Here is a 25,427-nt window from a genome sequence, read left to right as displayed (position 1 = left end):
ATGTACCTCCAGAGGTGCTCTGTGCACCTCAAAACTGCTTCATTTCAAAGCGCTAGCTTACTTATTAACGGTTCCACCTTTAATAAATCAGCGAGGGCAACCAAGTACTTAGCCATGGGACGTAGGTGATGATAATCAGCGCTAACAACATCAAGCCAATCAGCGGTAAGCAGGCCTTGAAAACTTCCTGTAGCGACATTTTGGATATCGCCATAGCAACGAACAGGTTCAACCCGACCGGCGGGGTAATCATGCCTACCGAGAAATTGATCAGCGTAATGACCCCAAAATGCACCGGATCTACACCCACCTGCGCGGCGATAGGCTGCAATAGCGGCGAGAGAACGATGATGGCCGACGCGCTATCGAGGAAGAAGCCAGCAACGATCATCACGACATTAAACAGCGCCATGACCTGAAACGGGTCGTCTGTCCACGACAACACCTCGCCAGCCAGTTGGCTGGGCGTACCGGTAATCGCGAGCAACCAAGAAAAGGCAGAGGCTCCCGCCGTAATCAGCAACAGCGTGGCAGAGATTAAACCGGAGCTTCGTAGCGTCCCCATCAATTCCGTGACATCAATGGTGCGATAAACCACCATGCCGACGAACAGTCCGTACATGCAGGCGACCGCTGCCGATTCGGTTGGAGTAAAGACGCCGCTATAAATACCACCCAGCAAAATCACTGGTAGTCCCAGGCCCCAGGCAGCATCTTTAAAGGCGACTAAAATTTGCCGCAGCGAAGGAAAAGGGGCACGTTCGTAGCCTTTGATGCTGCTAAAGATGATGCAGTAGGCGATGAGAATCGAGGCAATCACAATGGCAGGCAGCAGGCCCGCTGCAAATAGCCGTCCCACCGACGTACCGGTCACTGAGCCGTAGATAATCAACGCAATACTCGGCGGCACGATCGGCCCCAAGGTACCGGCGGTGGCGATCAACCCAATCGCAAAACGCTTATCGTAGCCAGCAGCGACAAGCGCCGGGAACATGATCGAGCCAATCGCCACCACCGTTGCCGGGCTCGAACCTGAAATGGCCCCGAAGAACAAACACGACAGCACCGTGGCCGCTGCCAAGCCTCCTGGCACCCACCCTACCAAGGCCTTGGCGAGATTGATCAGCCGGTCGGAAAGTCCGCCAATCCGCATTAGCTCTGCCGCCAGGATGAAGAATGGAATCGCCATCAGCGAGAAGTTGTTCATACCGGTAAACATGCGCATTGGTACGATGACGGGGTTGGTGGCACCAAAGAACTCGATGGCAAGGAACACCGCCAATGCCAAAGAGGCAAAGATGGGCAGCCCAAGCAGTAGCACGGCAAAAAAAATCGGTAATAAGGCAGTAATCATGGTCGCTCTCCAGGGTTAAATGAGCTTATCCGACTCAGCCACAAGCTCTTCGGAGAGACTTACCGGCGGCTTTTTCCAGACTTCATTGATGACCCATAAATAACGCAGAGTCAGCAGCACTCCGGAAACGCCAATCGGCAGATAGAACCATGCCATTGGCAGGCGGAGTGCCGCAGTCAATTGCCCGCGATCCAGCGTACTGAAATAGAGCACAAAGCCGTAATAGGTCATGAAGCCAGCGAACACGATACCGATCAGCGCTGCGATCATATGCAACCAACGGTTCACAGAGGGCGAGGCAATGGCATTCAGTACATCCACCGATATATGCGTGCCATGGCGCACCCCCATACTGGCGCCGACGAAACTCATACAGATAATGGAGTAAATAACGACTTCTTCAGCCCAAAATAGCGAACCGCTAAAGCCGTATCGATACACGACTTGGATGGTGGTGAGGATGGTCGCAATCGACATGAAAACGACCATCGCCACACTTTCCAAGCGATCAAGACATTTGTTGAGCGCTTCGAACATGAGATATCCACACCCTGAAAGGGGTAAGAAGAGAAGAGCAGGGCCTTAGCAGACACCCTGGATCAATATTCGATACCCACCGCGTCGTATACTTTATGTAGCAACTCAGTGGTGACGATATCTTCATACTCTTCGTGTACCGGCATGCTGGCTTCAATGAAGGCGTCACGCTGCTCTGGGGTGAGTTCGTTGATCGCAATTTCGTCCTGGATCTCTTCCAAAATGGTCTCTTCGTCCTGCAACGTCAGCGCGCGGGACGTATCTCGACCGTTATCGAAGGCTTCTAACATGATCGCTTGCAGATCTTTCGGCAGCGAGTCCCAGGCGTCCTGGTTCATGACCGCCGCATAGGCGTGATACGCGTGATTGGTCAGCGAGAGATAATCCTGCACCTCATGGAAACGCATGGTGTATATGTTAGCCAATGGGTTTTCCTGCCCCGACACCACGCCCTGCTGCAGGCCGTTATAAACTTCGGTGAAGGCCATTGCGGTGGCGTTCGCCCCCAGGTTTTCATAGGTGGAGATGATGATCGGTGCCTGCATGGTACGCATGCGGATACTGTTCATATCCTCGGGGGTTTCGATTGGGCGATCATTATTGGTGATATGGCGAAAACCCGCTCCCCAGAAATTGAAGCCATGCATGTTATGGCCGTTCAGCGTGTCGAGAATTTCGCGGCCCACTTCACCATCCAGAGTGTTTACCATGGTGTCGTAATCGGCAATCAAGAACGGTAGGTCCAAGATCTGCATGCGCGGCTCAAAGTTACCCAGGGTGGCCGTTGGCGGGATACCGATATCGACCAAGCCCATCTGAATCTGCTCAATGATTTCGACGTCACCACCCACCTGAGCGGCAGGAAGTACGTTAATCTCGATACGTCCGTCGGACTTTTCCTCTACCTCTTCTTTGAAGCGCAGCGCCGCCTGGCCGTTCGGCGTTTCTTCAATCAACACATGGGCAAAGCTGAAGGTATAGTCGGCCGCATGAAGTTGCGCCGCACTAAGAGAAGCAACGGCAATGGCCGCAGAGAGGGTGGCTTTTGTAAGCGTTAGTTTCATGTCCAGCACCTTATTTAGTTATGGTAAATTGCTGTTTAGTTTTCTGTTATTGCAGTTGAGCAGGTTAAAAGGCCGCTCACGCCATCAAGCGTTCCATCGCATCCCCCAACGCTTCGCGTGGGGTACTACTCAGCAGTAAGGCAAGGGCAAGCCTTGCCTTGCGTGCGCTGATATCGTTGAGCGCGATCACTCCAGCCGACGTCAAATCGGCCAGGCTGCCGCGAAACTCATAGCTGGTTTTCACTGGCCCTTGAGCACAACTACTCACGACCGCGATAGGAACACCCGAGCTAACCAATGCGCGTATGCCGTTCATCCAACCAGGGGGTACATGGCCCCGGCCCAAGCCATCGATCACTATCCCTTTCGCACCACTCTCCACGCAGGCTTTCAACAGCGTGGACGAAGCATCCAGATAAGCGGGCAGTAGGTCGACACGGGGAAGCGGGGTATTCCACTCTTCGATGGGGGGCGCTATCGCCGTTCCCGTGTGATATAGCTTGAGCCTTTGCCCATCGATATAGCCAAGCGAACCGACCCCAGGGGCGTCAAACCCATGCAACTGGAAGCTGCTCACTTTACGAGCATGGCGCGCGGTAAACAGCGTCTCGTTGAACACCACGACGCAGCCCAGCTGACTCAATTGGGAATCTGCCGCCGCCACGATGGCATCGCAGATATTTTTAAAAGCGTCGGTACCTAGCTGGTGTGGCGCCCGCTGGGAACCGGTAATCACGCAGGGTTTATCTGCTGGCAGCGTCAGCGATAGAAAGTAAGCGGTCTCTTCCAGGGTATCGGTACCATGTGTGATCACCAGACCGTCCACATCGGCTCGCGACAATGCTTTCCGCCCCTCGCAATGAAGTTCAGCCAGATCGGCGAGTGTGACGGCGTTACTCGGTTTTTGCAGGATCGACCTCACTTCTACCGTGGCGTCGACACCTAACGGCAGCGCCACTTGATCCAGCAACTGCTCGCCGCTTAACCCTCCTGACAGGCTTCGACCTGAATCACAGGGCTTGCTCGCAATAGTGCCGCCTGTGGTCAACACCACGATGTGTTTTTTGACCATGCATGTTCTCGTGTTTTTTATGTCTAAAATAAAAAGACAGACATCAGATGTCTGATTTCAGACTAGAATGAAGAACGAGCTTTTAGCAAGGCCGCCAAACAAAATAATAGCTAATATCTATATCTCCTTTAATTATATTAAGCCGAGTATCTTTAGCCGCTAGGCTTAGGGTATTGATAAAATGAAGAAAACACCGATGAGCCACGTGAGGCCCACATGAGTTTTAAACGCCAGCCCGAGCCTCGCTCGACACATGCACCTGCGTTTGGTGATTCAATGGAACGCAGTTCCGTTGCATTGCAACTGCTGGAACGCATTAAAGGTGCTCTAATACGGGGTGACCTCAATCCTGGAGATTACCTGCCCTCAGAAACGGAGCTGACACACACCCTGGGCATTGGCAAATCCAGCGTTCGTGAAGCGATCAAAATGCTGCAAGCAATAGGGATCGTTGAGGTCAAACGGGGTCAAGGCACCATGATTCGCCGAGAACCAGGCACGCCGCTCGTCGACCCGATGGCGTTCGGGATGATTCTGGCGCGAGGCATGACGCGAGATGTACTGGAGTTTCGCCGCATGTTCGAACCGGCTTACACACTTCAAGCAATGCACAGTGCAACGGCAGAGGATCACCTGCGAATACAGCAAAGTATCGACGCCATGGAAGAAGCTATCAGTGTGGGAGCTCAGACCTCGAAGCACGATATCGCCTTCCATCGTGCTATTTTACACAGCACACATAACCCTATGACGATTCGTGTCGGGGAAACGCTACTGCAACTCATTGAGGCTGCGCTGGAAACCTCTATGCGTTCGCTACCGAAAACAGCATTGAAGGACCATAAAGCAATCTATGCTGCCTTCAAGGCGGGTGATACCGACGGTATTCATGCAGCAATAGCCGTTAGTAGTGAAAGCTGGGAAACAAACCTAACGTATGAAAGTGACAGCGAGTTAAGCGCAGCCCCTCGTTAGGGCTCTTCTTGTAACCAGGCATCAAAAAAGGCCATAAAGGCGCGCGCTTTGGCGGTTATGTGCCGCCCGGGCGGATATACCGCATAAACGCCGCCTTCCGGCAGAGCCCACTCCTCGAGCACACTCACTAAACGCCCGGCGGCTATCTCAGGTGCTGCGGTAATGTCCGGCAATACGGAGACACCACCGCCGGCGACCATGAGCGCGACTAAACTCACCGTTGAGTTGGCTGCCACCCCCGCGCTCATTTGCACCTCACACCGCTCATCCCGTCGTTGAAAAGTCCAGGTCAATGGCGCTCTTAATGGTGTAAATGCGATCCATGCATGGGCTTGCAGCGCCGATGGATGCGAGGGCGTGCCGTGGCGTTTCAAGTAATCAGGCGCAGCCACCACCTGCTGCCGAAAGGCGCCTAGCCGACGAGCACGCAACGTGGAGTCTTTTAACCAGCCTAGACGAAACGCCAAGTCGATACCCTCCTGCACCATATCGCTTATCTGGTCACCACTACGCAGCTCTATATGCAGCGCCGGGTGCAAGCGGCTGAACGCCACCACCGCTTCACTCAACACCCCGGCGGCGTAATCTTCAGGGGCCGTGATACGTAGCTCGCCGTGCAACTGCTGGGTGTCACTCACAGCACTGGCCAGCGCCCCCTCTAGCTCTGTCAATAGCGGCTGACATTGATGATAAAGCGCCTCGCCAGCCTGGGTAAGTTGAACCCGTCGCGTGGTGCGAAGGAATAGCGTTACTCCCAGTCGCGTTTCCAACTGGCGAATTTGCAGGCTGACCCGAGTTTTCGTGCAGCCTAGACGCTCCGCCGCCTTGGTAAAGCTACCGGCCTCTACCAGGGCGATAAAAATCGGCAAACCGTTTAGGTCGAACTCGCTAGCGGTGGTCATGTAACGCCCTATTGTTATGAAAATGACAACAGTAAATTACGTTAACCGCTATTTTTCAAATCAATAAAGCGTCCGACAATGCAGCGACAACCCCAACCCACACGAGGATAACCGTTATGAAGATTGCACTGATTGGCGCTAGTGGATTTATTGGCTCTGCTCTCTTAACCGAAGCGCTCTCCCGTGGCCATCATGTGATGGCGTTAGTGACCCGACCTGAACGGGTAGCGTCACAGGAGAATCTCACTACCGTTAAAAGCGATGTGTTAAATACCGAAGTACTTGCCGAACAGCTACGCGGTGCGGAGGCCGTCATCAGCGCCTTTAGCGGCCACGCCCAGGAGGACGTGTACGACTACTATATCAAAGGCTTCAATTCGATTTTGACTGCTACTCAACACGCGGCCGTGCCTAGATTGCTGCTTGTAGGTGGTGCCGCCACCCTTGAGGTAGCGCCTGGCCAGCTTTTGTTAGAGGCTCCAGGCTTCCCACCCGAGTACCGGGCCACGGCAGAAGGCGCGAAAACGGCCCTCGAAACGCTGCGCGGACAAACGGCGCAAGCGTGGACGTTTCTCTCCCCCGCCGCCGAGATTTTCCCCGGCGAGCGCACGGGTAGTTTCCGGCTTGGCGGCGATACGCTAATGAGCGATAGCGAGGGCAAGAGCCGTATTTCGGTGCAGGATTACGCAATCGCCATGATCGATGAACTGGAAACGCCACGCCATACCAATCAGCGCTTCTGCGTCGCCTATTAAGCGATCAGCTTCGCCACTGCTAAACCGTTTCACCAGGGCGGGGGCAAGCTCACATTCATTCAGTCTAGCGAGCAGGTAGTTGCTAAAAGCGTCGAGCCTGCAGGGGCTCGACGCTTTTATAGGCGTACCACGGAGTGTTTCTTGAGGCTTGGCTGTTAAACCCCCACCGGCCCTCCATCGCGCTTCTGGATGACCACGGTGGCCGCACGCGGGCGCACCTGGCCACTCGCTGACGCAGTGGCGTCTTGCACTAAGGCATTGCCATCTGCTGGCCAGTTGCCGGGGTGTTGGATGTTGATGAACAGCGCGGTTTTATCCGGCGTGGCAAAGATACCGGTGACTTCGCAGCCGTTCGGACCCACCGCAAAGCGCTTGAGCTGCTGTTGGTTGCTGCTGTTAATCACCGGGCCGGTGCCGCGAATGTCGTCCAGCCCGTTGGGCACCACCGCCAAAAGCTGATCGTTGGTATGCTCGGTAACACCTTCGTAGCCGTTGTCGGTTTGAATCCACAGAATACCTTGGCCACCGTCGCGCTCATCGAACCACAGGCCATCGGGGCTGGCAAACTGGTTCATCTCGTTCAAACCTGAGTGATTGTCCGCATCGTCAGCCGCCGCGCCGAACACGAAGACCTCCCAGGTAAAGGCGTTGGGCAACCGGCTCTCCCGCCAACGGATCACATGCCCGGCTTCATTATTGGCACGGGGGTTCGCGGCGTTCACGGGCGCCGTTGCGAAACCTACTCCCGGCTCGGCCAGCTCGCTGCCATCGTTCGTGAGGGTCGCATCGCTGCCCTCTTCGCTGCGCTGGGAGTTGTTGGTCAGCGTCAGGTATACCTCACCGGAGGCCGGGTCCACCGTGGCCCATTCGGGGCGGTCCATTGGCGTTGCGCCCATGAGGTCGGCCGCATCGCAGGTATTGATGATGATGCCTGCCAGGTCGTTCTCGGCTAGGCCAAGTGCGGCAGCCAGCGTGCGACCATCCTGAGTATTGGCACTCGGTGTGAGCGGCAGCCACTCGCCGCTACCATCGGCATGAAAGCGCGCCACGTATAGCGTGCCGTTATCCATATATTTACTGCCGATGGCGAGACGGTCGTACTCCGCGCCGGGACGGTTGGCATCGGCGGGATCCCAGGCGGCATCAGAGACGTATTTGTAGACATACTCGTTGCGGGCATCGTGGCCTGAATAGTAAACGATCGGCTTGCCCGCTTCTAACTTGCCCAACCAGCACCCTTCATGACGAAAACGCCCCAGCGCCGTGCGTTTCACCGCGCGAGCACCGCTATAGGGGTCGACTTCGACCTGGTAGCCGAAGGTACGCGCTTCGTTGCGGTAGTCATCTTCGGCACGCTCACCGCGCGGAGTGATATCAAAGCGCGCGAACTCGCCGTTCTGCTCTGTCGCGTCGCCTGCCGAGGTATCCCAACCGTAGCGGCTTTTATCGGTGGGAATACCGATGCGTGCATCGTCTGGGAAGCGCTCGCCACGGTTGACGAAGATATCGGGCCAGTTCTCTTCACAGGCGATATAGGTGCCCCAGGGGGTCACGCCGTTACCACAGTTGTTGTTAGTACCTCGGGTTTGCGTGCCGTCAGGGGAGAATTGGGTTTTCACATAGTTGCTACCGGCCACGGGGCCGGCAAGATCCATCACCGTGGCGCTGGTGAAGCGGCGGTTATAGGGCGAGTCGGTCACGTGAGACCACTGCCCGCTGGCGTTTTTTTCCACCTCCACGAGGGTGACGCCATGGGCGTTGATTTCGGTGCGCGACTCTTCCGCCGGGCGTTTGCCTCCCGCATTGGTAGGGCCACCCTGAGGCGCCCATAGCGCATCCTGCTCGATATACTCATTGTTGAGCGCTAGCACGAAACGCCGCGACGCGCTGTCGACATCCAAGGCGAATCCGGCCATACCATCGTGGTTCATGCCAACGCTATCGGCCTGGCGCTCGGCGGTCATGTGTAGATCGGGCTGCCACTCTGCGGATGGGGTGAGCGGCGTGCCCCAGGGCACCAGCACCTGGGCCACATAGCCTTCCGGTACCACCACCGCATCGGTGCGAGAACCACGCACCGCTTCAAATGCGAGAGTCAGCGGCGTCTTGGCCTGCTCGCCTGCTAGCGCTTGGGCTGCGCCGCCAAACCCCAACATCGACGATGCCGCCAGCCCCAGGCCGCCCCGCATCACATCGCGCCGGGAGACGTGCTTTGCCAGTACCTCGGCAAATGGCTGGTTATGGCTGTGGTTAAACAGGCGGTGATCTTCGATTGCCTTGCTCATGGTACTCCCCTCGTCATCATTAGCCCGTACGACTACATGTCGTTTTCGAGGGAGAGTATTCGTTAAAGATGAAAGATGCATGACGCAATCACGACGGTTTATTGACGACCGAGCATGCCGTGGGCCTTTAGGACTAAATCGGCACCTTGTGGGTCGACACCACTTCCCGCAGCCCCATGAACGAACGAATCTGACGCACGCCGGGCAGGTAGAGTAACTGCTCGGCGTGTAGCCGGTTGAAGCTTTGGCTGTCTCTGGTGCGCACCAGCATGAAGTAGTCGAACTCCCCCGTGACCACGTGGCACTCCATGCAGCCCGACACTTTTTGAGCCGCCGCCTCGAACGCCGCGAAAGATTCTGGCGTCGAGCGGTCCAGCACTACGCCAATCAACACCACCATGCCTGCTTGCAGGGGTTCCGGGTTCAGGTGGGCCACGATTCGGCTGATCACCCCGTCTCGCTTCAGTTTTTCGACACGCCGCAAACAGGCCGCAGGGCTGAGGTTCACCTGCTCGGCCAGCGCCACATTGGAAAGCGTCGCATCCTCCTGAAGCAGCTTGAGAATACGCTTGTCGATACGATCCAGCTCACCGCCCATGTCATGGGGCTCCGAGGCCCCTCCCGCTCGCTTGGCACACATTACTATTTACTCAAAGAACGAATTTACGCACTAATTAAACCCATAAACACAACTATACAATCCATTGTTGTTTATAAAGCCCTCATTTCGCAACCCGCCATGATAGGCAAACGCCTACTATAAACCTCAGTGAGCACGCCAACGTTCCAACCACCGTTACCCAGCGATCCTTGTCTATCGCATTGACTGTCACCGCAGGAGCTTGCCATGAACCTTGAACGCTACCCCCGTTATCCACTGACGTTCGGCCCCTCCCCGATCACTCCCCTCAAACGGCTGAGCGCCCATCTGGGCGGCAAGGTCGAGCTGTATGCCAAGCGCGAGGACTGCAACAGCGGCCTGGCTTTCGGCGGCAACAAGACCCGCAAACTGGAGTACCTCATCCCCGAAGCGCTGGAGCAGGGCTGCGATACGCTGGTGTCGATTGGCGGAATCCAGTCCAACCAGACGCGTCAGGTGGCTGCCGTCGCGGCGCACCTGGGCATGAAGTGCGTCCTCGTGCAGGAGAACTGGGTGAACTACTCCGATGCGGTGTATGACCGGGTCGGCAATATCGAGATGTCGCGCATCATGGGGGCCGACGTTCGCCTGGACGCCGCCGGTTTCGATATCGGCATTCGCCCTAGCTGGGAGCAGGCCATGGAGGATGTGCGCCAGCAGGGCGGCAAACCATTCCCCATTCCCGCGGGCTGTTCCGAACACCCCTACGGCGGTTTGGGCTTCGTCGGCTTTGCCGAAGAGGTGCGCCAGCAGGAGAAAGAGCTGGGCTTCACCTTCGACTACATCGTGGTGTGCTCGGTGACTGGCAGCACCCAGGCCGGGATGGTGGTGGGCTTTGCCGCCGATGGCCGCGCCCAGCGGGTGATTGGCATCGACGCCTCGGCCAAGCCCGAGCAAACCCGTGCGCAGCTTCTGCGGATTGCTCGCCACACCGCCGAGCTAGTCGAACTGGAAGGCGGCATTGCCGATGACGACGTGATCCTGGACACCCGCTATGGCGGCCCTGAATACGGCCTGCCCAATGACGGCACGCTAGAGGCCATTCGCCTTTGCGCCCGCCTGGAAGGGGTGCTCACCGACCCGGTATACGAGGGAAAATCCATGCACGGGATGATTGATAAAGTACGCAACGGGGAGTTTCCGGCGGGCTCCAAAGTGCTGTATGCCCACTTGGGCGGCGTGCCCGCTCTCAATGCTTACAGCTTCCTGTTCCGCAACGGCTAATCAGACCAAGCGTCGCTGATCCGTGCCACGGCCCGAGCAGCCGACTGCTCGGGCCATTGGGCTTGACGCTACTGCCCCCTCTGGATGCAAAGAACAAGACTTACCCTTCTCGGAAGGCTTCGGTCACCCGTTCGGCTAACACCTCACTGGCACTACCAACACCTGGACGCTTCACAAGCGCTACCTGGTAATCGCCTAGTGGGGGCAGCGATTCGTTGTGGAGACGCTTGAGCGGAGAGCGAACCAGGCTTTTGGGGAAAGCCGTCACGGCCAAGTCAGCCAGCATGGCGGCCTCCTGCCCGGCACAATGGTCGCAGGAGTAAGCAATTCGGTACGCGATACCCGCTTGATCGAGGGCATCGAGAGTAATTCTGCGCCACTCACATCCCTGTTGCGCCAGCGTCACCGGCAGTGGCGAGCGCTGTACGGCAACGCCATCCTCGCGGCCCGCCCACACCAGCGGTTCACTATGGACGATCTCTCCTCGTCCAGCCTGTCCAGGCCCTCCAGCCATCACGAGGGCGAGATCAAGTTCGCCCTCGTCCAGCCTGACGAGCAGGTCTTTGCTGCGCCCCACCTCCACATCGACCTGCACCGCTGGGTGCGAGCGGGCAAACTGAGCCAACACCGTGGGCAGGATACGACCTACCACGTCGTCGGTGAGCCCCAACCCTACACGCCCTTCGATAGTAGGGGCTAAAAACTGGGTCACAGCCTCTGCATTCAGTTTAAGTAGCCGTCGACCATAGCCCAGCAGCACTTCTCCCTCGGTCGTCAAGCGTACGTGCCGCGCTTCGCGTACAAAGAGCGTCTGGCCAAGCGTCTCCTCCAAGCGTTTAATCTGCATACTCAAGGCGGAAGGCGTGCGACATAGCTGTTGGGCGGCGCGGGTAAAGCTGCCACTTTCCGCAATCGTTACAAAGGTGCGCAACACCTCGCTATCCAATAGCGGCAAGGCGACCCGACTGGGTGGCAGGGTAGAGAGTTGGCTCATCACGCTAACCTTTCAGAAAAACTTAACCCTCAGTGTAAATCTTTTCGTTTGATTGATCCAAGGAAAAGCGCCAAGCTTCTAGCCAGAGGTCGCGACCCTCCTACTTACTCATCACAGTTCACACCTGCCCAGTCGTTGGGGAGGTACCGCTTTGGATAAAGCGAAAGTAACGATGGAGGTGCGCGATGACGTTTGAAACCCCTTGCCAACATGCCCAGCACGCTTGGGAGAAAGCTAGCCGCTTGGCACCACCGCCCAAGCCACCCCAGTTGCCGTTTTACATGCCGGCCATGCCATCAATGCGACTGATCCGTGTCATCGATATGGCTTGGTGGCGCTGTCGGCGGCGCTGGCTGTTCCGCAGGCATATAGTGCCACTACTGAAATACGACGATCAGATACTGCGCGATATTGGCCATCGCCGAGAAGACATCCTCTGGGCCAACCAGCTGCCATTAAAGGTCGATGCCCTACAGGCGTTAAAGGCTCGGCAGAAAAAATGTCATATCCTGCACCGCTAACCTCAGAAAGGCGTCGCCCTTAGGACGGCAGAGGGGTTTCTTCTCACCCAAAAAACTATGCAAAACCATCACAATCATTAGACTCTACATAAACACCATTGAGCCAATGAGGTGCCATGATGGTTTTGCCCCTTCCTCCTCGTATAACCCTGGCTGCGCTTGCCCAACTGGCCAAGCCGCTGCCCGACGTTGAGCTGCATGGGATTGATGTGGGCTGGTATATCGTGCGCCTGCACCGCGATGACTCGGTCAGCCTATTAGTCGATTCTCAGGGCGACACGAAGCGTTTTAGTGGTACCCAGTGGGTAAGCCGCACGCTGGCACCGCTGGGTTTCACCCACGGAATTCTTACTTGGGCCGATGCAGCCGATGAGATGATCGGCCACCCTACGCAACCTGTTTCTGCCCAACAGCGGCTTCAGCATGGCGTACGCGTGGCCTTTGTAACTCGGCACTGACACGTTCCCGTTTCACCTGGGCGACTAGAGGGACCTGGTCATGAGGGTAAAAAAGCCCGCATGGCTTTCAACTGCGGCTGCCGATAAGATTCATAGTGAGCCATCGAGCGCTTTCAAGTAGTTGTGTTAAAAATTAATGACCAAAGGATGGACTCTATGCGCGATGAAGAGAAATACACCAACACCGAGGAGCAGCTTCTCTATCTTCAAAAATTGCTCGACGAGGAAGATACGGTTGCACTGAACGAGCTGTTCAATGAGCTCGATATTTTAGCGATTGCGCGCACCCTTGAGTCTTTTCCTGCCAAAACCCGTGACCGGCTGTGGGAGTACATTCCAGAAGCGATGCTCGGCGAAGTACTTGCCGAAGTCGACGAGGACATTCGCGCCGATTACATCGAAGACCTGACCGCCAGCGACGTCGAGCAAATCGTTAAGGGCTTGGATGCTCAGGAAGTCGCCGAAGTCCTCGATGTCGCCGATGAAGAGATCAAAACCACCGTCTACGCCAGCCTGGACCAAGAGATTCGCGCTCAGGTCGAGAACCTCTATACCTATGAAGAGGACATGGTCGGCCGTTACATGGACCCAGAGACGGTCAATGTAAAGCAGGGCGTGTCGTTGGAAGCCGTGCAGCGCTACATCCGGATACACCATCTGCTAGACGACGACTCGCAGCAGATCATGATCACTGACAAGGACAAGCGCCTGCTGGGCACCCTGACGCTGATCGACTTGGTCAAACAGCCCCAGGAGAGCAGCGTCGACGCGTTTATGGACGATGCGCCCTACTCGCTGAATGACCAAATGAAGGTCAGCGACGCCGCGGCCCTGCTGCGCTCCAAAGAGCTGCCCTTCGTGCCGGTGTGCAACAGCGATGGGCTGCTGGTCGGCCAGCTGAACGCCGCCGACGTACTGGAAATCACCCAGGACGACGCCGACATGACGTTGAAGCACATGTCGGGTGTGAGCGACGAAGAAGAGGTGTTCACCCCCATTCTACGCAGTGCCAAGAGCCGCGGCATTTGGCTGGGCATCAACCTGCTCACCGCCTTCCTCGCCGCCTTCGTCATCGGCCAGTTCGAAGCGGTGCTGGATCAAATCGTCGCCCTGGCCATCCTTATGCCTGTCGTCGCCAGCATGGGCGGCATTGCCGGTAGCCAAACCCTGACCGTGGTCATACGCGGCTTGGCGCTCGGCCAAATCGCGGGTAACAACAAACAGTGGCTCTATAACAAAGAGCTGTGGGTGGGCATGAGCAACGGCCTGGTATGGGCCCTGGTGGTAGGCGGCATTTCCTATCTGTGGTTTAGCGACCCGCTGATTACCCTGGTCATCACGTTAGCCATCTTCATTAACATGAGCCTCGCCAACCTCTCCGGCGTGCTCATTCCGCTGGTGCTGAAACGCTTACAAATCGACCCCGCCCTCTCCGGCGCGGTGATTCTGACGACGGTCACGGATGTGGTGGGTTTTCTGTCATTCTTAGGGCTGGCGACGGTGATCATTTTGTGATCAACGCGATGACAAGGCGCCCCTCCTTTCTATTCGCCCGCTAACATTTATCTAATGCTATCCTGTGCTGCCCCGCTCCTGCGGGGCTTTTTTGTGGCAGCTGTTTTCAATCACCCTATTTTCATCACCCTTTGAGGCCTCCATGCTCCCGGACTACTCCCTTATCGCCTGGCTGTTGATCGTTTTTTCGGTGTATCTCACCGGCGTCTCCAAGGGGGGCTTTGCGGGTGGCTTTGGCACGCTCTCGGTACCGCTGATGGCGCTGGCGATTAGCCCCACCCAGGCGGCCGGGCTGCTGCTGCCGCTGCTGCTGGTGATGGATGTCTTTGCGGTCAAGGCGTGGTGGGGCAAGCACGACCGGGCGGAAGTGTGGCGCTTCGTGCCGGGGCTGTTCATTGGCGTGGCGGTGGGTACGCTGCTGTTTGGCAGCCTGAGCGAGCAGGGCGTGCGCATGGCCCTGGGCATTCTGTCGGTGGTTTTCGCCGCTTACATGCTGCTCAAGCCGGTGGCGAAAAAGCCCATTTCCCACCACTGGGCGCTGCCCGCCGCTAGCGTGTGCGGCTTTACCAGCTTCATCGCCCACGCGGGCGCGCCGCCGATGAACATGTACCTGATGCCGCGCAAACTCACCAAAGAAACCTTCATTGCCACTTGCACGGTGACCTATGCGGTAGTGAACACCATCAAGCTCGGCCCGTACATGTGGCTAGGCGAGGTCAACATGACCAGCGCCTGGGCCTCGTTGCTGCTGGTGCCCGTGGCGTGGATCGGCGTACGTAACGGTCTTTGGCTACAGAGTCGCGTCAATGAAACGCTGTTTTACCGTCTGGTGATCCTCGCCATGTTCTTAGTGGGGATCAACTTGGTGTGGCAGGCGCTCTAGTTGAGAGAGCAAGAAGGTGGCGCGACTACAGCGCCACCATCACCAACCCCGCCAGCATCACCAAGGTGCCGAGTGTTTTAGCGGTGGAGGCAGGCTCTTTCAACCACAGCACGCCCATCAACACGCCCACCGGAATCGAGAGCTGGCGCAGCGCGACCACATAGCTCACTTCATCGGTCATCGCCATGGCCATCAGTACGAGCCCGTAGGTGCAGGTCATCATCAGCCCGGTCGTCACTAACATGGGCAGGCCTTGCTGACGAAGTAGCGGCAGGCGGCGGCGCTCAGCGGGCAGCAGCGCCAGCAGCGGCACTGCCCAAGTCAGCGTCATCACCGCTTGCAGCACCATAAAGACGGCTCCGGCGGTGAGCCCGCTGTGACCCGCGCTCTGCATCAGGCCCAAGGCTTGCTTGTCGATGAGCGAATAGCCCACCGTGCCCGCCGCCGCCAGCAGCGCGAACCCCATGGCGGGCGTGACATAGGTGGACACCCGGCGCGCCTCCGGGTGGCTGAGCGGCAGACAGAGCGCCCCCAAGACCACCAGCGCCATTCCCAGGCCGTCCCAGGCATCCAGAACGCGGCTACCTAGTAACGCAATGGAGACCAGCGGCACCAGCACGACGGGCAGCGCCCTGGCGATGGGGTAGAGCACGCTCACCTCCCCCCGTGCATAGGCCCAGGCCAAGCCGCCCATATAGAGCATCTGACATAGCCCCGAGAGTGCCAGCCACCCCCAGAATGCGCCTGGAAGCGCCAGCAGCGATGGTCCCAGTACCACTAGCGGCAGCATCACGACGCCGCCAGCGCCATAGGCCAGAACGAACGCCCCCAGCGAGGGCGTGTTGCGTTTGCCCAGCACGTTCCATCCGGCATGCATACACACCGAGACCAGTACCAGGGCGAGGGCCGCTGGACTCATGTGGTCGCCTTGACAACGAGAGTACCTATGAAACGACCATCATGTTTTAGCAAGACTGGAGTATTCACTATTAACGGAGCTAGATAAGCGGTCATTACTAAAAGAGAATGCCCGCCAGTCTAAGCGTCGCCACCCTTCTACGCTAGCCACCTCGGCCAAGACCGGGTCGGGGTTGACCGCCACGGCGCAATCCACGTACTGCAACAGTGGTAAATCGTTGCGCGAGTCGGAATAGAACGTGGTGTGGCTCGGCGTGATGGCGTGCTCCGCCAGCCACTGCTGAAAGCGGATCACCTTGCCGCCTCGGTACGAAAGCACGCCTTGGCTGCTCCCGGTGTAAACACGACCCTCTTCGGACATAGTGATCTCCGGCTCCACCGCCAGCACATGCTCGATGCCGAGCACTGTCGCGATGGGTGCCACCAAATGGCGAGACGAGGCAGAGATCAAAATCAAAGTATCGCCCGCTTGTCGATGGCTCTCTAGGCAGCGCCACGCTTGATCGAAAATACGCGGCTGCAAATGAGTAGCGACGAAGCGCTCGACCTCTTTTTCCACCTCAGCCACTCGCCGCCCCTTCAGGGGTGCCAGCGTCATGGCCAGGTACTCGTCTAGCTTGAGCTTGCCCGCATGGTAGGCCTGCTGCATCTGTTCGGCGCGTGTCATGAAGCGCTCCGCGTCGGTGACCCATCCTTGCTCGATCATCCATAAATTCCAGCGGTCGCTGCAGTCTCCGTCCAGGAGCGTGTCATCAAGGTCAAACAGGGCCAGGCGCATGGGAACTCCTATCGTCGCGGTTTGGCGCGCGTAGGGTATGCCACGCATGATGACAGTAAGATGACGAACGTGCGCCTAGCGACTCAGCCAGGTACAGGCAAAGCGATCGGCTGGCAGCGGCTTGCCGAAAAAGTAACCTTGCGCCTGATTACAGCCCATCTCGGCCAGTAGCGCCGCTTGGGCGGCACTCTCAACGCCTTCGGCAAGGGTTTTCATGTCCAGCGTGTTGGCCATGGCAATGATCGTCTGCACGATGGCCCGATCGTGGTGGTTATCGAGCATTTCGCGCACGAACGAAATATCGATTTTTAGCGCGTCGGCGGCAAAGCGGCGCAGATAAGAGAGCGAGGAGTACCCGGTGCCGAAGTCGTCGATGAACAGCGCATAGCCTGCCTGACGCATGGCCTGGGTAATGATGACCGCCTGATCCGGGTCGCGCATGAAATCGCTCTCGGTCAGCTCAATGGCAATCGCGCTGGGCGAGACGCTGGAGGTGAGTGCGGCAATATGAGTCGTTAGTCGCGGGTCGGCAAACTGCTGCGCGGAGATATTGATCGACAGCCGCCCCGGAAGCGGTGTGCCCGCTGCTTGCCAAGCGCTCAACTGACGCGCGGCCTCTTCCAGCACCCAGTCACCGAGTAAACGAATCAGCCCGCGCTCCTCGGCTAGGGGGATGAACTCCCCTGGGCTGACCCACCCCCACTCTGGGTCGTGCCAGCGGCACAGCGCCTCTGCACCGGTCAGCGCTTTCGTGTCTAAATCCACCTGGGGCTGGAAGTAGAGCTCTAGCCGCTGCTCCAAAATCGCCATGTGCAGCCGCTCGGTCATCCATTGGCGGCGTTCCAGCGTATGGCGCATGGCTTGCGTGTAGGGGGAGATATTGGTTTCACGCTTTTTGGCGTGATGTAGTGCAATACTGGCCGCGTTGAACAGCTCGCTGGTGTTGGCCACATCGCCTGGGTAGCGCGCAAAACCAATGCTTACGTCCAAATTGAAGACGCGGTGCTCTAGACGAATCGGCCGTCTCACCAAGCTGCAAAGCTGCTTGACCAGCTCATCCAGCGCTGCGCGTTCGACGCGTGGTAATAGCAGCGCGAACTCATCCCCCGATAGCCTCGCGCAGTGCAAGTTGGCTATATCCAAGTGGCGCAAACGCGCCGCCACCGTTGCCAGCAGTTGATCACCGACTTGATGTCCGTGCAGGTCGTTGACCTCTTTGAAGCGGCGCAAATCCAACAGCAGCAGCGCCAGCGGCGACGCCTGCTGCTCGGCCCGCTCGCCTATATCACGCAAGAGATCCATGAACTGCACCCGGTTGGGCAAGCCGGTCGTGCTGTCGGTGTAGGCCAGCTGGTGCATGTGGCGGTGGTCGCGGCGTCGCTCGAGCTCGGCGGCAGCCCCCGTGGAGAGAATCTGCAGCACGGAGGTAGCAAAGGCATTGGTGGTTAACGGCGTTTGGTAAAACACCATCATCACCCCAATGGCTTCCCCTTTGGCGTTATCCAAGCGGCGTCCGATCCAGGCTTGCGCGTTCAGCGTGGCGCCCGGCAGGCTAAACCGCTGCCCCTGCTGTACGACGCTCTCTTGTTCGAGCACCACGCGTTCGACGGGCGTGCCGCGCAGCAAGAAGGTGTGGTTTTTACGGGTCTGGCCAGCGACGACCAGACTCACGGTATGCCCCGTAGTGGCAGGCAACAGATTACTGGGATGAGAATGGCCCTGTGGTGCAGGCGGCACCGGTTGGTCCAACAGAGCGATGAATCCCGCATCGGCTTCCAACAGCTTGGTCAGCGTGGCAATGAGTTGCTGAAAGTAATCGTCGCCCACCCTAGAAGTGACGGTCGAGGCCACTTGAACCACCGCCTGCTGTACCCGCTGCGCCTCTTGCTGGTCGGTCACATCCGTAATGAAGCCTTCCAAGCAGAGTACCTCGCCTTGATTGGAAAAGACGGCCTGCCCTTGCTCCCACATCCAGCGCTCGCTACCGTCGCGGTGCCGAATGCGAAACGTCACGCGATAAGGACGGCGCTGGCGAATCGCAGCCGCTACCTCTTGCGCCAGCCGCGCTTGATCGTCTGCGTGCACTAGGCTGGCAAAGGTCGTCACTCGGCTGTTTTCCAACTCTTCCGGCCGATAGCCGGTCAGCGCTTCGGCGCCTTGGCTGACGAGCATCATGGTCCAGTCATGATCGTTCAGGCAGCGGTAGGCCATGCCGGGCAGGTGATCGAGCAAGGTGTTCAGCCGTCGCTCGCTCTCTTTGGCGGCGGCCTCGCTTTTGCGTAGCGCGTTCTCTGCTTGACGCCTGCCCAGCTCAGCACCCGCTTGTGCGGCGGCAATTCGCAACACTTCGTTTTCTAGTCCATCGAACGCCATGGGGCGATTGCTCAGCACCGCTAGCAGACCGATGGCCGCCCCATCCGGCCCAAATAGCGGCAGGCCCATGTAGCTATCGGCACCGAGCTGGCGCAAAAGATCGTCTTCAGGAAAGCAGGATTGTACGTCGCAGGCGTAAAGGCATGGTTCATGGCCAACCACGGTCTCGCAAGGCGTGCCTGCCAAGGGGTAGGTGATATTGGCTTGTAAACCATTGCTTGACCAAACGGCCAGGGTTTCCGCTATATTGGCATCAGTGACGACCGCGATCAACGCATGATCGACGGCCAGTAAACGAGCAAGCTGTTCCACCAGGGAGGCAAAGAAGTTGGGCTGACTGCTACGCCCCACCCCTTCTGCTAGCTGGCGAAAAATCTCTGCTGCTTCTTTTCGTGTGTGCATCGTTGCACTCGCTTATGTCGTTATAGAGCAGCTAAGCTTTGCCACTGTTTTAACAAAGCACGGCGACGTTTGCACCATAAACAGCTACCTTTTGGAAGACGCCGATCGCGCCAAGCGGTATCGGCCAACCTGACAATATGATAAAAAAAACGATCGTTATTCAACTGACTGCCTACTTCGCTGCACGGCATTGAGGAGACACTATGACGGGGCCTACTGCCGTCAGCGAAACGCTTTATACCTCGCTGGCCAACCAGCTTCCCAGCTTTCTCAGCAGCGCTTTGCTGCAGTGCAAGCGGCTACCGTCTTTGCCGGCGGTGGCGCTCAACGTGCTGGAGATCACCCGCACCTCGGATGCCACCTTGAGCGATTATGCACGCGCCATCGAGCACGACCCGGCCCTGACGGCACGGGTGATGAGCGTGGCCAATAGCGTGCACTATCTGCGCGCCGCCCAGCCGCCTCATACGTGTTTCGAAGCCACCCAGCGTATGGGGCTGGATGTCACGCTGGCCACGGTGCTGAGTTTTTGCCTGTTCGAAAATGACCACTCGGCACGCGGCCGCCAGCACTTCTGGCGGCGAGCCATTACCTCAGCCGTTGCCGCGAGTTATCTCGCGCAACAGCTCTGCCCTCACCAAGCGGGCAGCGTGTTTACGGCAGCACTACTGCAGGACATTGGCATCCTGGCGCTACAAACCGCCTACCCCAACGACGCTGAGCGGCTATACGGGACCGAGCAGGCCTCTCATGGCCATACCCAGCAGGTCGAAAAACGCTACTTTGGCTGCGACCACGCGCTGATCGGCGCTTGGTTACTCGCGAAATGGGGCGCTCATGACGATTTGATTCGCGCCATCCAGCGCAGCCACGAAGGGCTCGAGACCGACAATCCCTCGGTTCTCTGCCTGCGCGTCTCGGGTGCACTTGCCGATGCTTGGTTATCGGCCGATCCCGCCCAAGCATTAGCGGGCGTAATGCGTCAGCTTCGAACGTTGGCCACCGCTGACGAGTGGGCCCTTGCCGGGCTTTTGGCACACCTCGAATACACTCTGCCGCCCTTGATGGAGACTCTGGGGCTAAGCCAACCCGTCTCGATCGATAGCGTTAGGCTGTTACAAGAGGCTCAGCAGCTGCTGTACGAGCATACGCTGTCGCTTAGCGCCCGTCTGGACGCTCAGCAAAAGGCGCGGGATGCGCTGCTCGACGATTACGCCCAGCTAGAGCAGCGCAGCCGGATCGATCCGCTGACCCAACTGGCCAATCGCGCGTGGCTAGAGGAACAGCTGCGAGAGCGCTTCCACCTTTGCCTATCGACCAAGCGAACCATGTCGGTGGTGTTCATCGACCTCGATCACTTCAAAGTGCTGAACGACCGTTTCGGTCATCAGGCAGGCGACGAGGTACTGGCCCGCTTTGGTAAGATGCTCGCCTCGCTGGTGCGCGTGGGCGATCTAGCGGGCCGCTATGGTGGCGAAGAGTTCCTGGTGATTCTGCCGGATGAAAATGCCGAAGGCGCAAAACGCTTTGCCGAACGCATTACTCGGCGCTTGCAGGAGCGGCCCATGGCGCGGATCGAACAAGAGCCGCTCTATGTCTCGGTATCGATTGGCGTGGCGTGTTTGACCGATGGCGGTTTTGGTAATGAACGCGAGCTGATCGATGCCGCCGACCAGAGCATGTACTTCATCAAGCGCTCTGGCCGGGGCGGGGTGTCGGTCTATGGTCAATGACTCGGCCAATTAGCCGGTCATGGCGTAAGGCAGGTAAAGCGCAATGCTGGGGAAGAGATGCATCAGCGCAATGGCCAGCATCATCAGTAAAAAGAACGGCAGCGTCGCTTTGGTGATGGTCAGAATATCCTTACCGGTCAAGCCCTGAATCACGAACAGGTTAAACCCGACCGGCGGCGTGATTTGCGACATTTCGACCACGATCACCAAATAGATGCCGAACCAGATCAGATCGAAGCCCGCCGCGCTCACCACCGGCATGATAATGGCCGTCACCAGCAGAATCAGCGAAATACCGTCCAAGAAGCAGCCCATGATGAGCAGCAGCAGCGTGAGTGCCACCAGCAGCATGGTGGGCGATAGTCCCATCTCGCCAATGGCCTGAGCAAGCTTCATGGGCACTTGAGTAAAGCCCATGGCCGAGGTCAAGAACGATGCACCGGCAATGATGAAGGCGATCATGCAGGCCGTGCGCACTGCCGCAAAGAGCGAGTCGGTAAAAATCGACCGGTCGAAGTGACCATTGAACCGGGCAATGATCATCGATAGCACCACGCCCACTGCAGCCGCCTCCGTTGGCGAAGCCAGCCCGCCGTAAATCGATACGATGATGCCGCCAATCAGCAGCAAAATAGGCACCAGCGCCCAGGTATTGCGCAGCTTTTCAGCGATGCTCATATCCGATTCGTCGGCACCCGTCAGGCCAGCACGGTTGCCTTTGAGCAGCGCCCAGAGCACCAAATACGTCATGAACATGGCCAAGATCATCAGGCCGGGGCCAATGCCCGCCATGAAGAGCCGCGAGATCGACTGCTCGGTGACCACGCCATACACGATCAGCACGATCGAGGGGGGAATCAACAAGCCCAGTGTGGACGCGCTGGCCAGCGTGCCAATCGCCATGTTGCTGTCGTAGCCGCGGCGTTCGAGCTCGGGCAGGGTCATTTTACCCACCGTGGCACAGGTGGCGGCTGACGAGCCACATACCGCTGCGAACATGCCACTGCCAATGATGTTGGTATGCAGCAGGCGGCCCGGCAGACGGTTGAGCCACGGCGACAGCCCGCGAAACATGTTGTCCGCTAGCCCCGAACGGAACAGAATTTCGCCCATCCAGATGAACATGGGCAGCGCCGTCAAGTCCCAGCCGTAGCTGGCGCCCCAAAAATCAGAGGCCAAAATGGGGCCTGGATCGAAAGGGCTAAAAAATTGTAGGGCAATCCATGCGGTGCCGATGAGCGCAAAGGCAATCCACACCCCGCTGCCCAACAGCACCACGAGGGTCACAATAGTCGCTAAACTGAGTAGTAGCACGAGGGTATCTCCCGAGTCGCCGCTTAGTGCGCGTCGTTATCGTCGATGGACATGGCTTCACGGAAGCTTGACGGGTCTCGCAGGGCAATACGCCCAGCCATCCATAGCGCCTCCAGCAGCGCCAGGGCCAGCAGACCAACGCCAACGGCCAGCACCACTTGCGGGATCCACAGAGGAATCGACAAGAAGCCCGACGACACATCGTTGTATTCCAGGCTCTCCCTCGCCAAGCCGATCAAGCCATAGGTCAGCAGCACGCTGATGACCAGCGCAATCAGCAGACCAAACACCTCGAACCACACGCGCACCGCCGACGGCAGGCGCGAAATGAGCAGCGTGACCCGTATATGGGCGTGATGCACGAAGGTGTAAGCCAGACCCAGAAACGTCGCGCCGACCAATAAATAGGCGGCCATTTCCGAGACGCCGGTGATACTGATGCCGAGTCGACTAAGGCCCACCAGCACCAACAGAGCATCCACCAAACGGAAAGTGACTTGCAGCGCAATGAGCGCACAAATGGCCACCATGCACGCTGCTGCGCCCCAGGCACCCAGGCGGTAGAGTTTGTCGAATTTAAACGTCATGTTCGCAGTCTCACAGAGCGCGTAGGGAAAGGGGCAGCCCGCGGGCTGCCCCAGGCGTTACCGTGGCAACGAAGGGTTAGTTGCCACGCTGAGCGCGGTAGGCTTCCAGTGCCGCTTTGGCTTCGTCATCGGCGCGGGACTGCCAATCGGCGAACAGCTCGTCACCGGCCGCCTGCAGTGCAGCAGCTACCTCAGCGTTGGGTTCGGACACGCTGATGCCGTTCTCTTGCAGCGCCGAGAGGCTCTCGTCATTGTTCTCACGGCTCATTTGCCAGCCGCGCTCTTCGGCACGGGCCGCCGCTTCCATCAGCGCTTCTTGAGTCGCTTCGTCAAGACGATCGAAGCTACGCTGGCTGATGAAAACGATGTTCTTCGGCAGCCACAAGTTGGCATCGGTGTAGTCGGTGACGTAGTCCCAAGCGGCCATGGAGTTGCCGGTAGAGCTCGACGTAATCATCGCGTCGACGCGGCCGGTGCTAAAGGCCGTGGGGATATCCGACTCTTCGGTTTCGGTGGGGCTACCGCCTAGGTTATCGACGAAGCGCTGGGTGTTGATGTTCGGCGCACGCACGCGCAGCCCCTCGAACTGTGCCGGATCCGTGAGCGGTTCCGCCGTGTAGATGCCCTGTGCAGGCCAGGCAACGGCATACAGCGGAATCAGCCCTTCATAGGCGAACAGCTCGGTAATCATCGGCTTGGTCGCTTCCCACAGCGCGTAGGCGTCATCGTAGCTACCGGCCACGCCAGGCAGCGTATCGACTTCGAAAATCGGGTCGTCGTTAGAGAGAATGGAGAGGAACACCTCACCGGCGTCGATGGTGCCGCGACGCACGGAGGGCTTGATCTCCCCGTGGGATACTAGCGAGCCACCGCTATGAACGGTAATGGTGAGCTCGCCGTCCGTGGCTTCCGCCACATCTTCCGCGAACTGCTTGGTGTTTTGGGTGTGGAAGCTGGCATCCCCGTAGGGCGTGGCCATGGTCCACTCGGCGGCCTGAGCCGTGGCGGCGGCGGCAAGGCTGCACGCCGTGGCAAGAAGCAGGGGGGTCGCAATGCGAGTACGCATAGGTAAAGTCCTCTTATTCATAGGGATGGAGGTGCTGCACAGGGGTGGAGGAGGCGGCGTTAGGGGTCACCCAACGCCCGGTAAAACACGTGTTAGTAATCTCGTTATGCTTTTCAGTGGCATACTCACGCGCGCACTCTTGGGCCAATCGGCCCACGCCGCGACAAAAGCGCGGATGATTGGCGCTGCGCCAAATCACATCATAGTGCATGGCGGGTAACGGCGCGGGGAGCGCCAGACGATACAGCTCGCCCCGTCGCCACTCGTCCAGCACGGTAGCGACCGGCAGCGCGCCGATGCCTAATCCCTCGGTCGTCAAGCGAACAATGGTCATCAGCGTGCTCACGCTATGAATACGTGGCTGCGCCACCCCCTGGGCGGCGAGGTAGCTCACCAGCTCCTCATAAGGGCGCGCCAGCTTGCCAAAAGAAATGAACGGCAGCGTGGTGCACCAGGCGTGGGGGCGTTCGCTAAGCCGCTGGGCGTGGCGTGGCGAGACGAACATGCCCATCTCGTAAGGGCTGAGCGTCTCTTGGTCGATCTGCTCCGGGGGCAGATAGCCGTTCATGGCCAACAGGATATCCAGCTCATTGCCGGTCAAACGCTCATTGAGCGCGGGCGAGTAGTCGACGGTCAGTTCGATGATGAGCTTGGGATAGCGCTCGGTGAGGCGCTGCATGAAGCGCGGAAACCAGCTATGGGCGATGGTTTCGATGGTGCCCAGACGTAGCGGCGCCGAAAAATCCTCTTCGCTGTCGAACAGTTTCAGGGCTTCATCGCGCTGAGCCAGCATGCGTTCGGCATGGAGAAAGAACTCTCGGCCACGCATGGTGGGTTGAATCGGTCGCGCCGAGCGTTCGAGCAGCAGCTCGCCCACCGTGCTCTCTAAGCGAGAAATACGCTCCGACACCGAGGGTTGAGTGATGTGTAACCTGGCGGCCGCTTTACGAAAAGAGCCAAGTTTCACCGCCCACACAAAGGCATCGAGTTCCTTAAAATCCAGCATCGTCTCACCAGCCTGTCAAAAACGCACTCGGGCAAAGCACCCCAGTAGGCGCATTCACCATGCCGCCCACC

Annotated in this window: 23 protein-coding genes; 8 read left to right on the top strand and 15 right to left on the bottom strand. The window is 58.2% G+C overall.

The genetic code is table 11. From position 1 onward, the window contains the following. Positions 1-79: 79 nt before the first annotated feature. From MHM37_RS14500 to MHM37_RS14485, 4 genes are all read right to left on the bottom strand, one after another. A complete protein-coding gene (locus MHM37_RS14500; protein WP_239297146.1) occupies positions 80-1,354 on the bottom strand; it encodes a TRAP transporter large permease in 1,275 nt (424 codons plus the stop codon). Positions 1,355-1,369: 15 nt separating this feature from the next. Continuing rightward, entirely contained in the window at positions 1,370-1,891 is a 522-nt protein-coding gene (locus MHM37_RS14495; protein WP_239297147.1) for a TRAP transporter small permease, read from the bottom strand. A gap of 62 nt (positions 1,892-1,953) precedes the next feature. Further along, the gene (locus tag MHM37_RS14490) at positions 1,954-2,955 is read right to left on the bottom strand and encodes a TRAP transporter substrate-binding protein (protein ID WP_239297148.1); all 1,002 of its coding nucleotides are present in this window, start codon (positions 2,953-2,955) and stop codon (positions 1,954-1,956) included. Between the two features lie 76 nt (positions 2,956-3,031). Continuing rightward, entirely contained in the window at positions 3,032-4,027 is a 996-nt protein-coding gene (locus MHM37_RS14485; protein ID WP_239297149.1) for an asparaginase, read from the bottom strand. Positions 4,028-4,243: 216 nt separating this feature from the next. Between MHM37_RS14485 and MHM37_RS14480 the strand changes: the two genes are divergently transcribed. Next, positions 4,244-5,002, top strand: coding sequence for a FadR/GntR family transcriptional regulator (locus tag MHM37_RS14480; RefSeq protein WP_239297150.1), 759 nt, complete (start codon positions 4,244-4,246; stop codon positions 5,000-5,002). Here the strand turns inward: MHM37_RS14480 and MHM37_RS14475 are convergent. Beyond that, positions 4,999-5,904, bottom strand: a complete 906-nt coding sequence (locus MHM37_RS14475) for a LysR family transcriptional regulator (protein WP_239297151.1) — start codon at positions 5,902-5,904, stop codon at positions 4,999-5,001. The two genes, MHM37_RS14480 and MHM37_RS14475, sit on opposite strands and share 4 nt — an antisense overlap. A gap of 116 nt (positions 5,905-6,020) precedes the next feature. Here MHM37_RS14475 and MHM37_RS14470 point away from each other — a divergent pair, with 116 nt between their 5' ends. Further along, the gene (locus MHM37_RS14470) at positions 6,021-6,659 is read left to right on the top strand and encodes an NAD(P)-dependent oxidoreductase (RefSeq protein WP_239297152.1); all 639 of its coding nucleotides are present in this window, start codon (positions 6,021-6,023) and stop codon (positions 6,657-6,659) included. 155 nt (positions 6,660-6,814) lie between these two features. On the opposite strand, the gene MHM37_RS14465 is transcribed toward MHM37_RS14470, so the two are convergent. Next, positions 6,815-8,944, bottom strand: a complete 2,130-nt coding sequence (locus MHM37_RS14465) for a PhoX family phosphatase (RefSeq protein ID WP_239297154.1) — start codon at positions 8,942-8,944, stop codon at positions 6,815-6,817. 133 nt (positions 8,945-9,077) lie between these two features. Continuing rightward, on the bottom strand, positions 9,078-9,584 hold the full coding sequence (locus MHM37_RS14460) for an Lrp/AsnC family transcriptional regulator (protein WP_239297156.1): 507 nt from the start codon (positions 9,582-9,584) through the stop codon (positions 9,078-9,080). A 207-nt stretch (positions 9,585-9,791) separates the two neighbouring features. Here MHM37_RS14460 and MHM37_RS14455 point away from each other — a divergent pair, with 207 nt between their 5' ends. Then, a complete protein-coding gene (locus MHM37_RS14455; protein WP_239297157.1) occupies positions 9,792-10,808 on the top strand; it encodes a 1-aminocyclopropane-1-carboxylate deaminase in 1,017 nt (338 codons plus the stop codon). A gap of 100 nt (positions 10,809-10,908) precedes the next feature. Here the strand turns inward: MHM37_RS14455 and MHM37_RS14450 are convergent, their stop codons facing one another. Next, the gene (locus MHM37_RS14450; RefSeq protein WP_239297159.1) at positions 10,909-11,802 is read right to left on the bottom strand and encodes a LysR family transcriptional regulator; all 894 of its coding nucleotides are present in this window, start codon (positions 11,800-11,802) and stop codon (positions 10,909-10,911) included. Between the two features lie 185 nt (positions 11,803-11,987). Here MHM37_RS14450 and MHM37_RS14445 point away from each other — a divergent pair, with 185 nt between their 5' ends. The 4 genes from MHM37_RS14445 to MHM37_RS14430 all read left to right on the top strand — a co-directional run bounded on the left by MHM37_RS14445 (position 11,988) and on the right by MHM37_RS14430 (position 15,179). Then, positions 11,988-12,323 (top strand): hypothetical protein, encoded by a 336-nt coding sequence (locus MHM37_RS14445; RefSeq protein ID WP_153842955.1) that lies wholly within the window; start codon positions 11,988-11,990, stop codon positions 12,321-12,323. Positions 12,324-12,439: 116 nt separating this feature from the next. Further along, positions 12,440-12,781 carry a DUF6482 family protein gene (locus MHM37_RS14440; protein WP_239297161.1) on the top strand — a complete coding sequence of 114 codons (342 nt, stop codon included), beginning with the start codon at positions 12,440-12,442 and terminating at the stop codon, positions 12,779-12,781. A gap of 156 nt (positions 12,782-12,937) precedes the next feature. Next, positions 12,938-14,296 carry a magnesium transporter gene (gene mgtE, locus MHM37_RS14435; RefSeq protein WP_239297162.1) on the top strand — a complete coding sequence of 453 codons (1,359 nt, stop codon included), beginning with the start codon at positions 12,938-12,940 and terminating at the stop codon, positions 14,294-14,296. Between the two features lie 142 nt (positions 14,297-14,438). Further along, positions 14,439-15,179 carry a sulfite exporter TauE/SafE family protein gene (locus MHM37_RS14430; RefSeq protein WP_239297164.1) on the top strand — a complete coding sequence of 247 codons (741 nt, stop codon included), beginning with the start codon at positions 14,439-14,441 and terminating at the stop codon, positions 15,177-15,179. Positions 15,180-15,204: 25 nt separating this feature from the next. On the opposite strand, the gene MHM37_RS14425 is transcribed toward MHM37_RS14430, so the two are convergent. The 3 genes from MHM37_RS14425 to MHM37_RS14415 form a co-directional block, all read right to left on the bottom strand. Beyond that, entirely contained in the window at positions 15,205-16,098 is an 894-nt protein-coding gene (locus tag MHM37_RS14425; RefSeq protein WP_239297165.1) for a drug/metabolite transporter, read from the bottom strand. Between the two features lie 39 nt (positions 16,099-16,137). Beyond that, a complete protein-coding gene (locus tag MHM37_RS14420) occupies positions 16,138-16,875 on the bottom strand; it encodes an HAD-IB family hydrolase (protein WP_239297168.1) in 738 nt (245 codons plus the stop codon). Between the two features lie 75 nt (positions 16,876-16,950). Further along, positions 16,951-19,650, bottom strand: coding sequence for an EAL domain-containing protein (locus MHM37_RS14415; protein ID WP_239297171.1), 2,700 nt, complete (start codon positions 19,648-19,650; stop codon positions 16,951-16,953). Between the two features lie 203 nt (positions 19,651-19,853). Here MHM37_RS14415 and MHM37_RS14410 point away from each other — a divergent pair, with 203 nt between their 5' ends. Then, on the top strand, positions 19,854-21,383 hold the full coding sequence (locus MHM37_RS14410) for a GGDEF domain-containing protein (RefSeq protein ID WP_219862119.1): 1,530 nt from the start codon (positions 19,854-19,856) through the stop codon (positions 21,381-21,383). Positions 21,384-21,392: 9 nt separating this feature from the next. Here the strand turns inward: MHM37_RS14410 and MHM37_RS14405 are convergent, their stop codons facing one another. The 4 genes from MHM37_RS14405 to MHM37_RS14390 all read right to left on the bottom strand — a co-directional run bounded on the left by MHM37_RS14405 (position 21,393) and on the right by MHM37_RS14390 (position 25,356). Beyond that, on the bottom strand, positions 21,393-22,697 hold the full coding sequence (locus MHM37_RS14405; protein ID WP_139525884.1) for a TRAP transporter large permease subunit: 1,305 nt from the start codon (positions 22,695-22,697) through the stop codon (positions 21,393-21,395). A 23-nt stretch (positions 22,698-22,720) separates the two neighbouring features. After that, the gene (locus tag MHM37_RS14400; protein ID WP_139525885.1) at positions 22,721-23,284 is read right to left on the bottom strand and encodes a TRAP transporter small permease; all 564 of its coding nucleotides are present in this window, start codon (positions 23,282-23,284) and stop codon (positions 22,721-22,723) included. 76 nt (positions 23,285-23,360) lie between these two features. Next, positions 23,361-24,350 carry a TRAP transporter substrate-binding protein gene (locus MHM37_RS14395; protein ID WP_153842949.1) on the bottom strand — a complete coding sequence of 330 codons (990 nt, stop codon included), beginning with the start codon at positions 24,348-24,350 and terminating at the stop codon, positions 23,361-23,363. 13 nt (positions 24,351-24,363) lie between these two features. Continuing rightward, positions 24,364-25,356 carry a LysR family transcriptional regulator gene (locus MHM37_RS14390; RefSeq protein WP_153842948.1) on the bottom strand — a complete coding sequence of 331 codons (993 nt, stop codon included), beginning with the start codon at positions 25,354-25,356 and terminating at the stop codon, positions 24,364-24,366. Positions 25,357-25,427: the final 71 nt, after the last annotated feature.

The sequence above is a fragment of the Halomonas sp. MMH1-48 genome (genome assembly GCF_022348105.1).
Classification (GTDB): Bacteria; Pseudomonadota; Gammaproteobacteria; order Pseudomonadales; family Halomonadaceae; genus Vreelandella; species Vreelandella piezotolerans.
The sequence above is the reverse complement of the archived record's forward strand: the minus strand, read 5'-3'. Positions and strand labels throughout refer to the sequence as shown.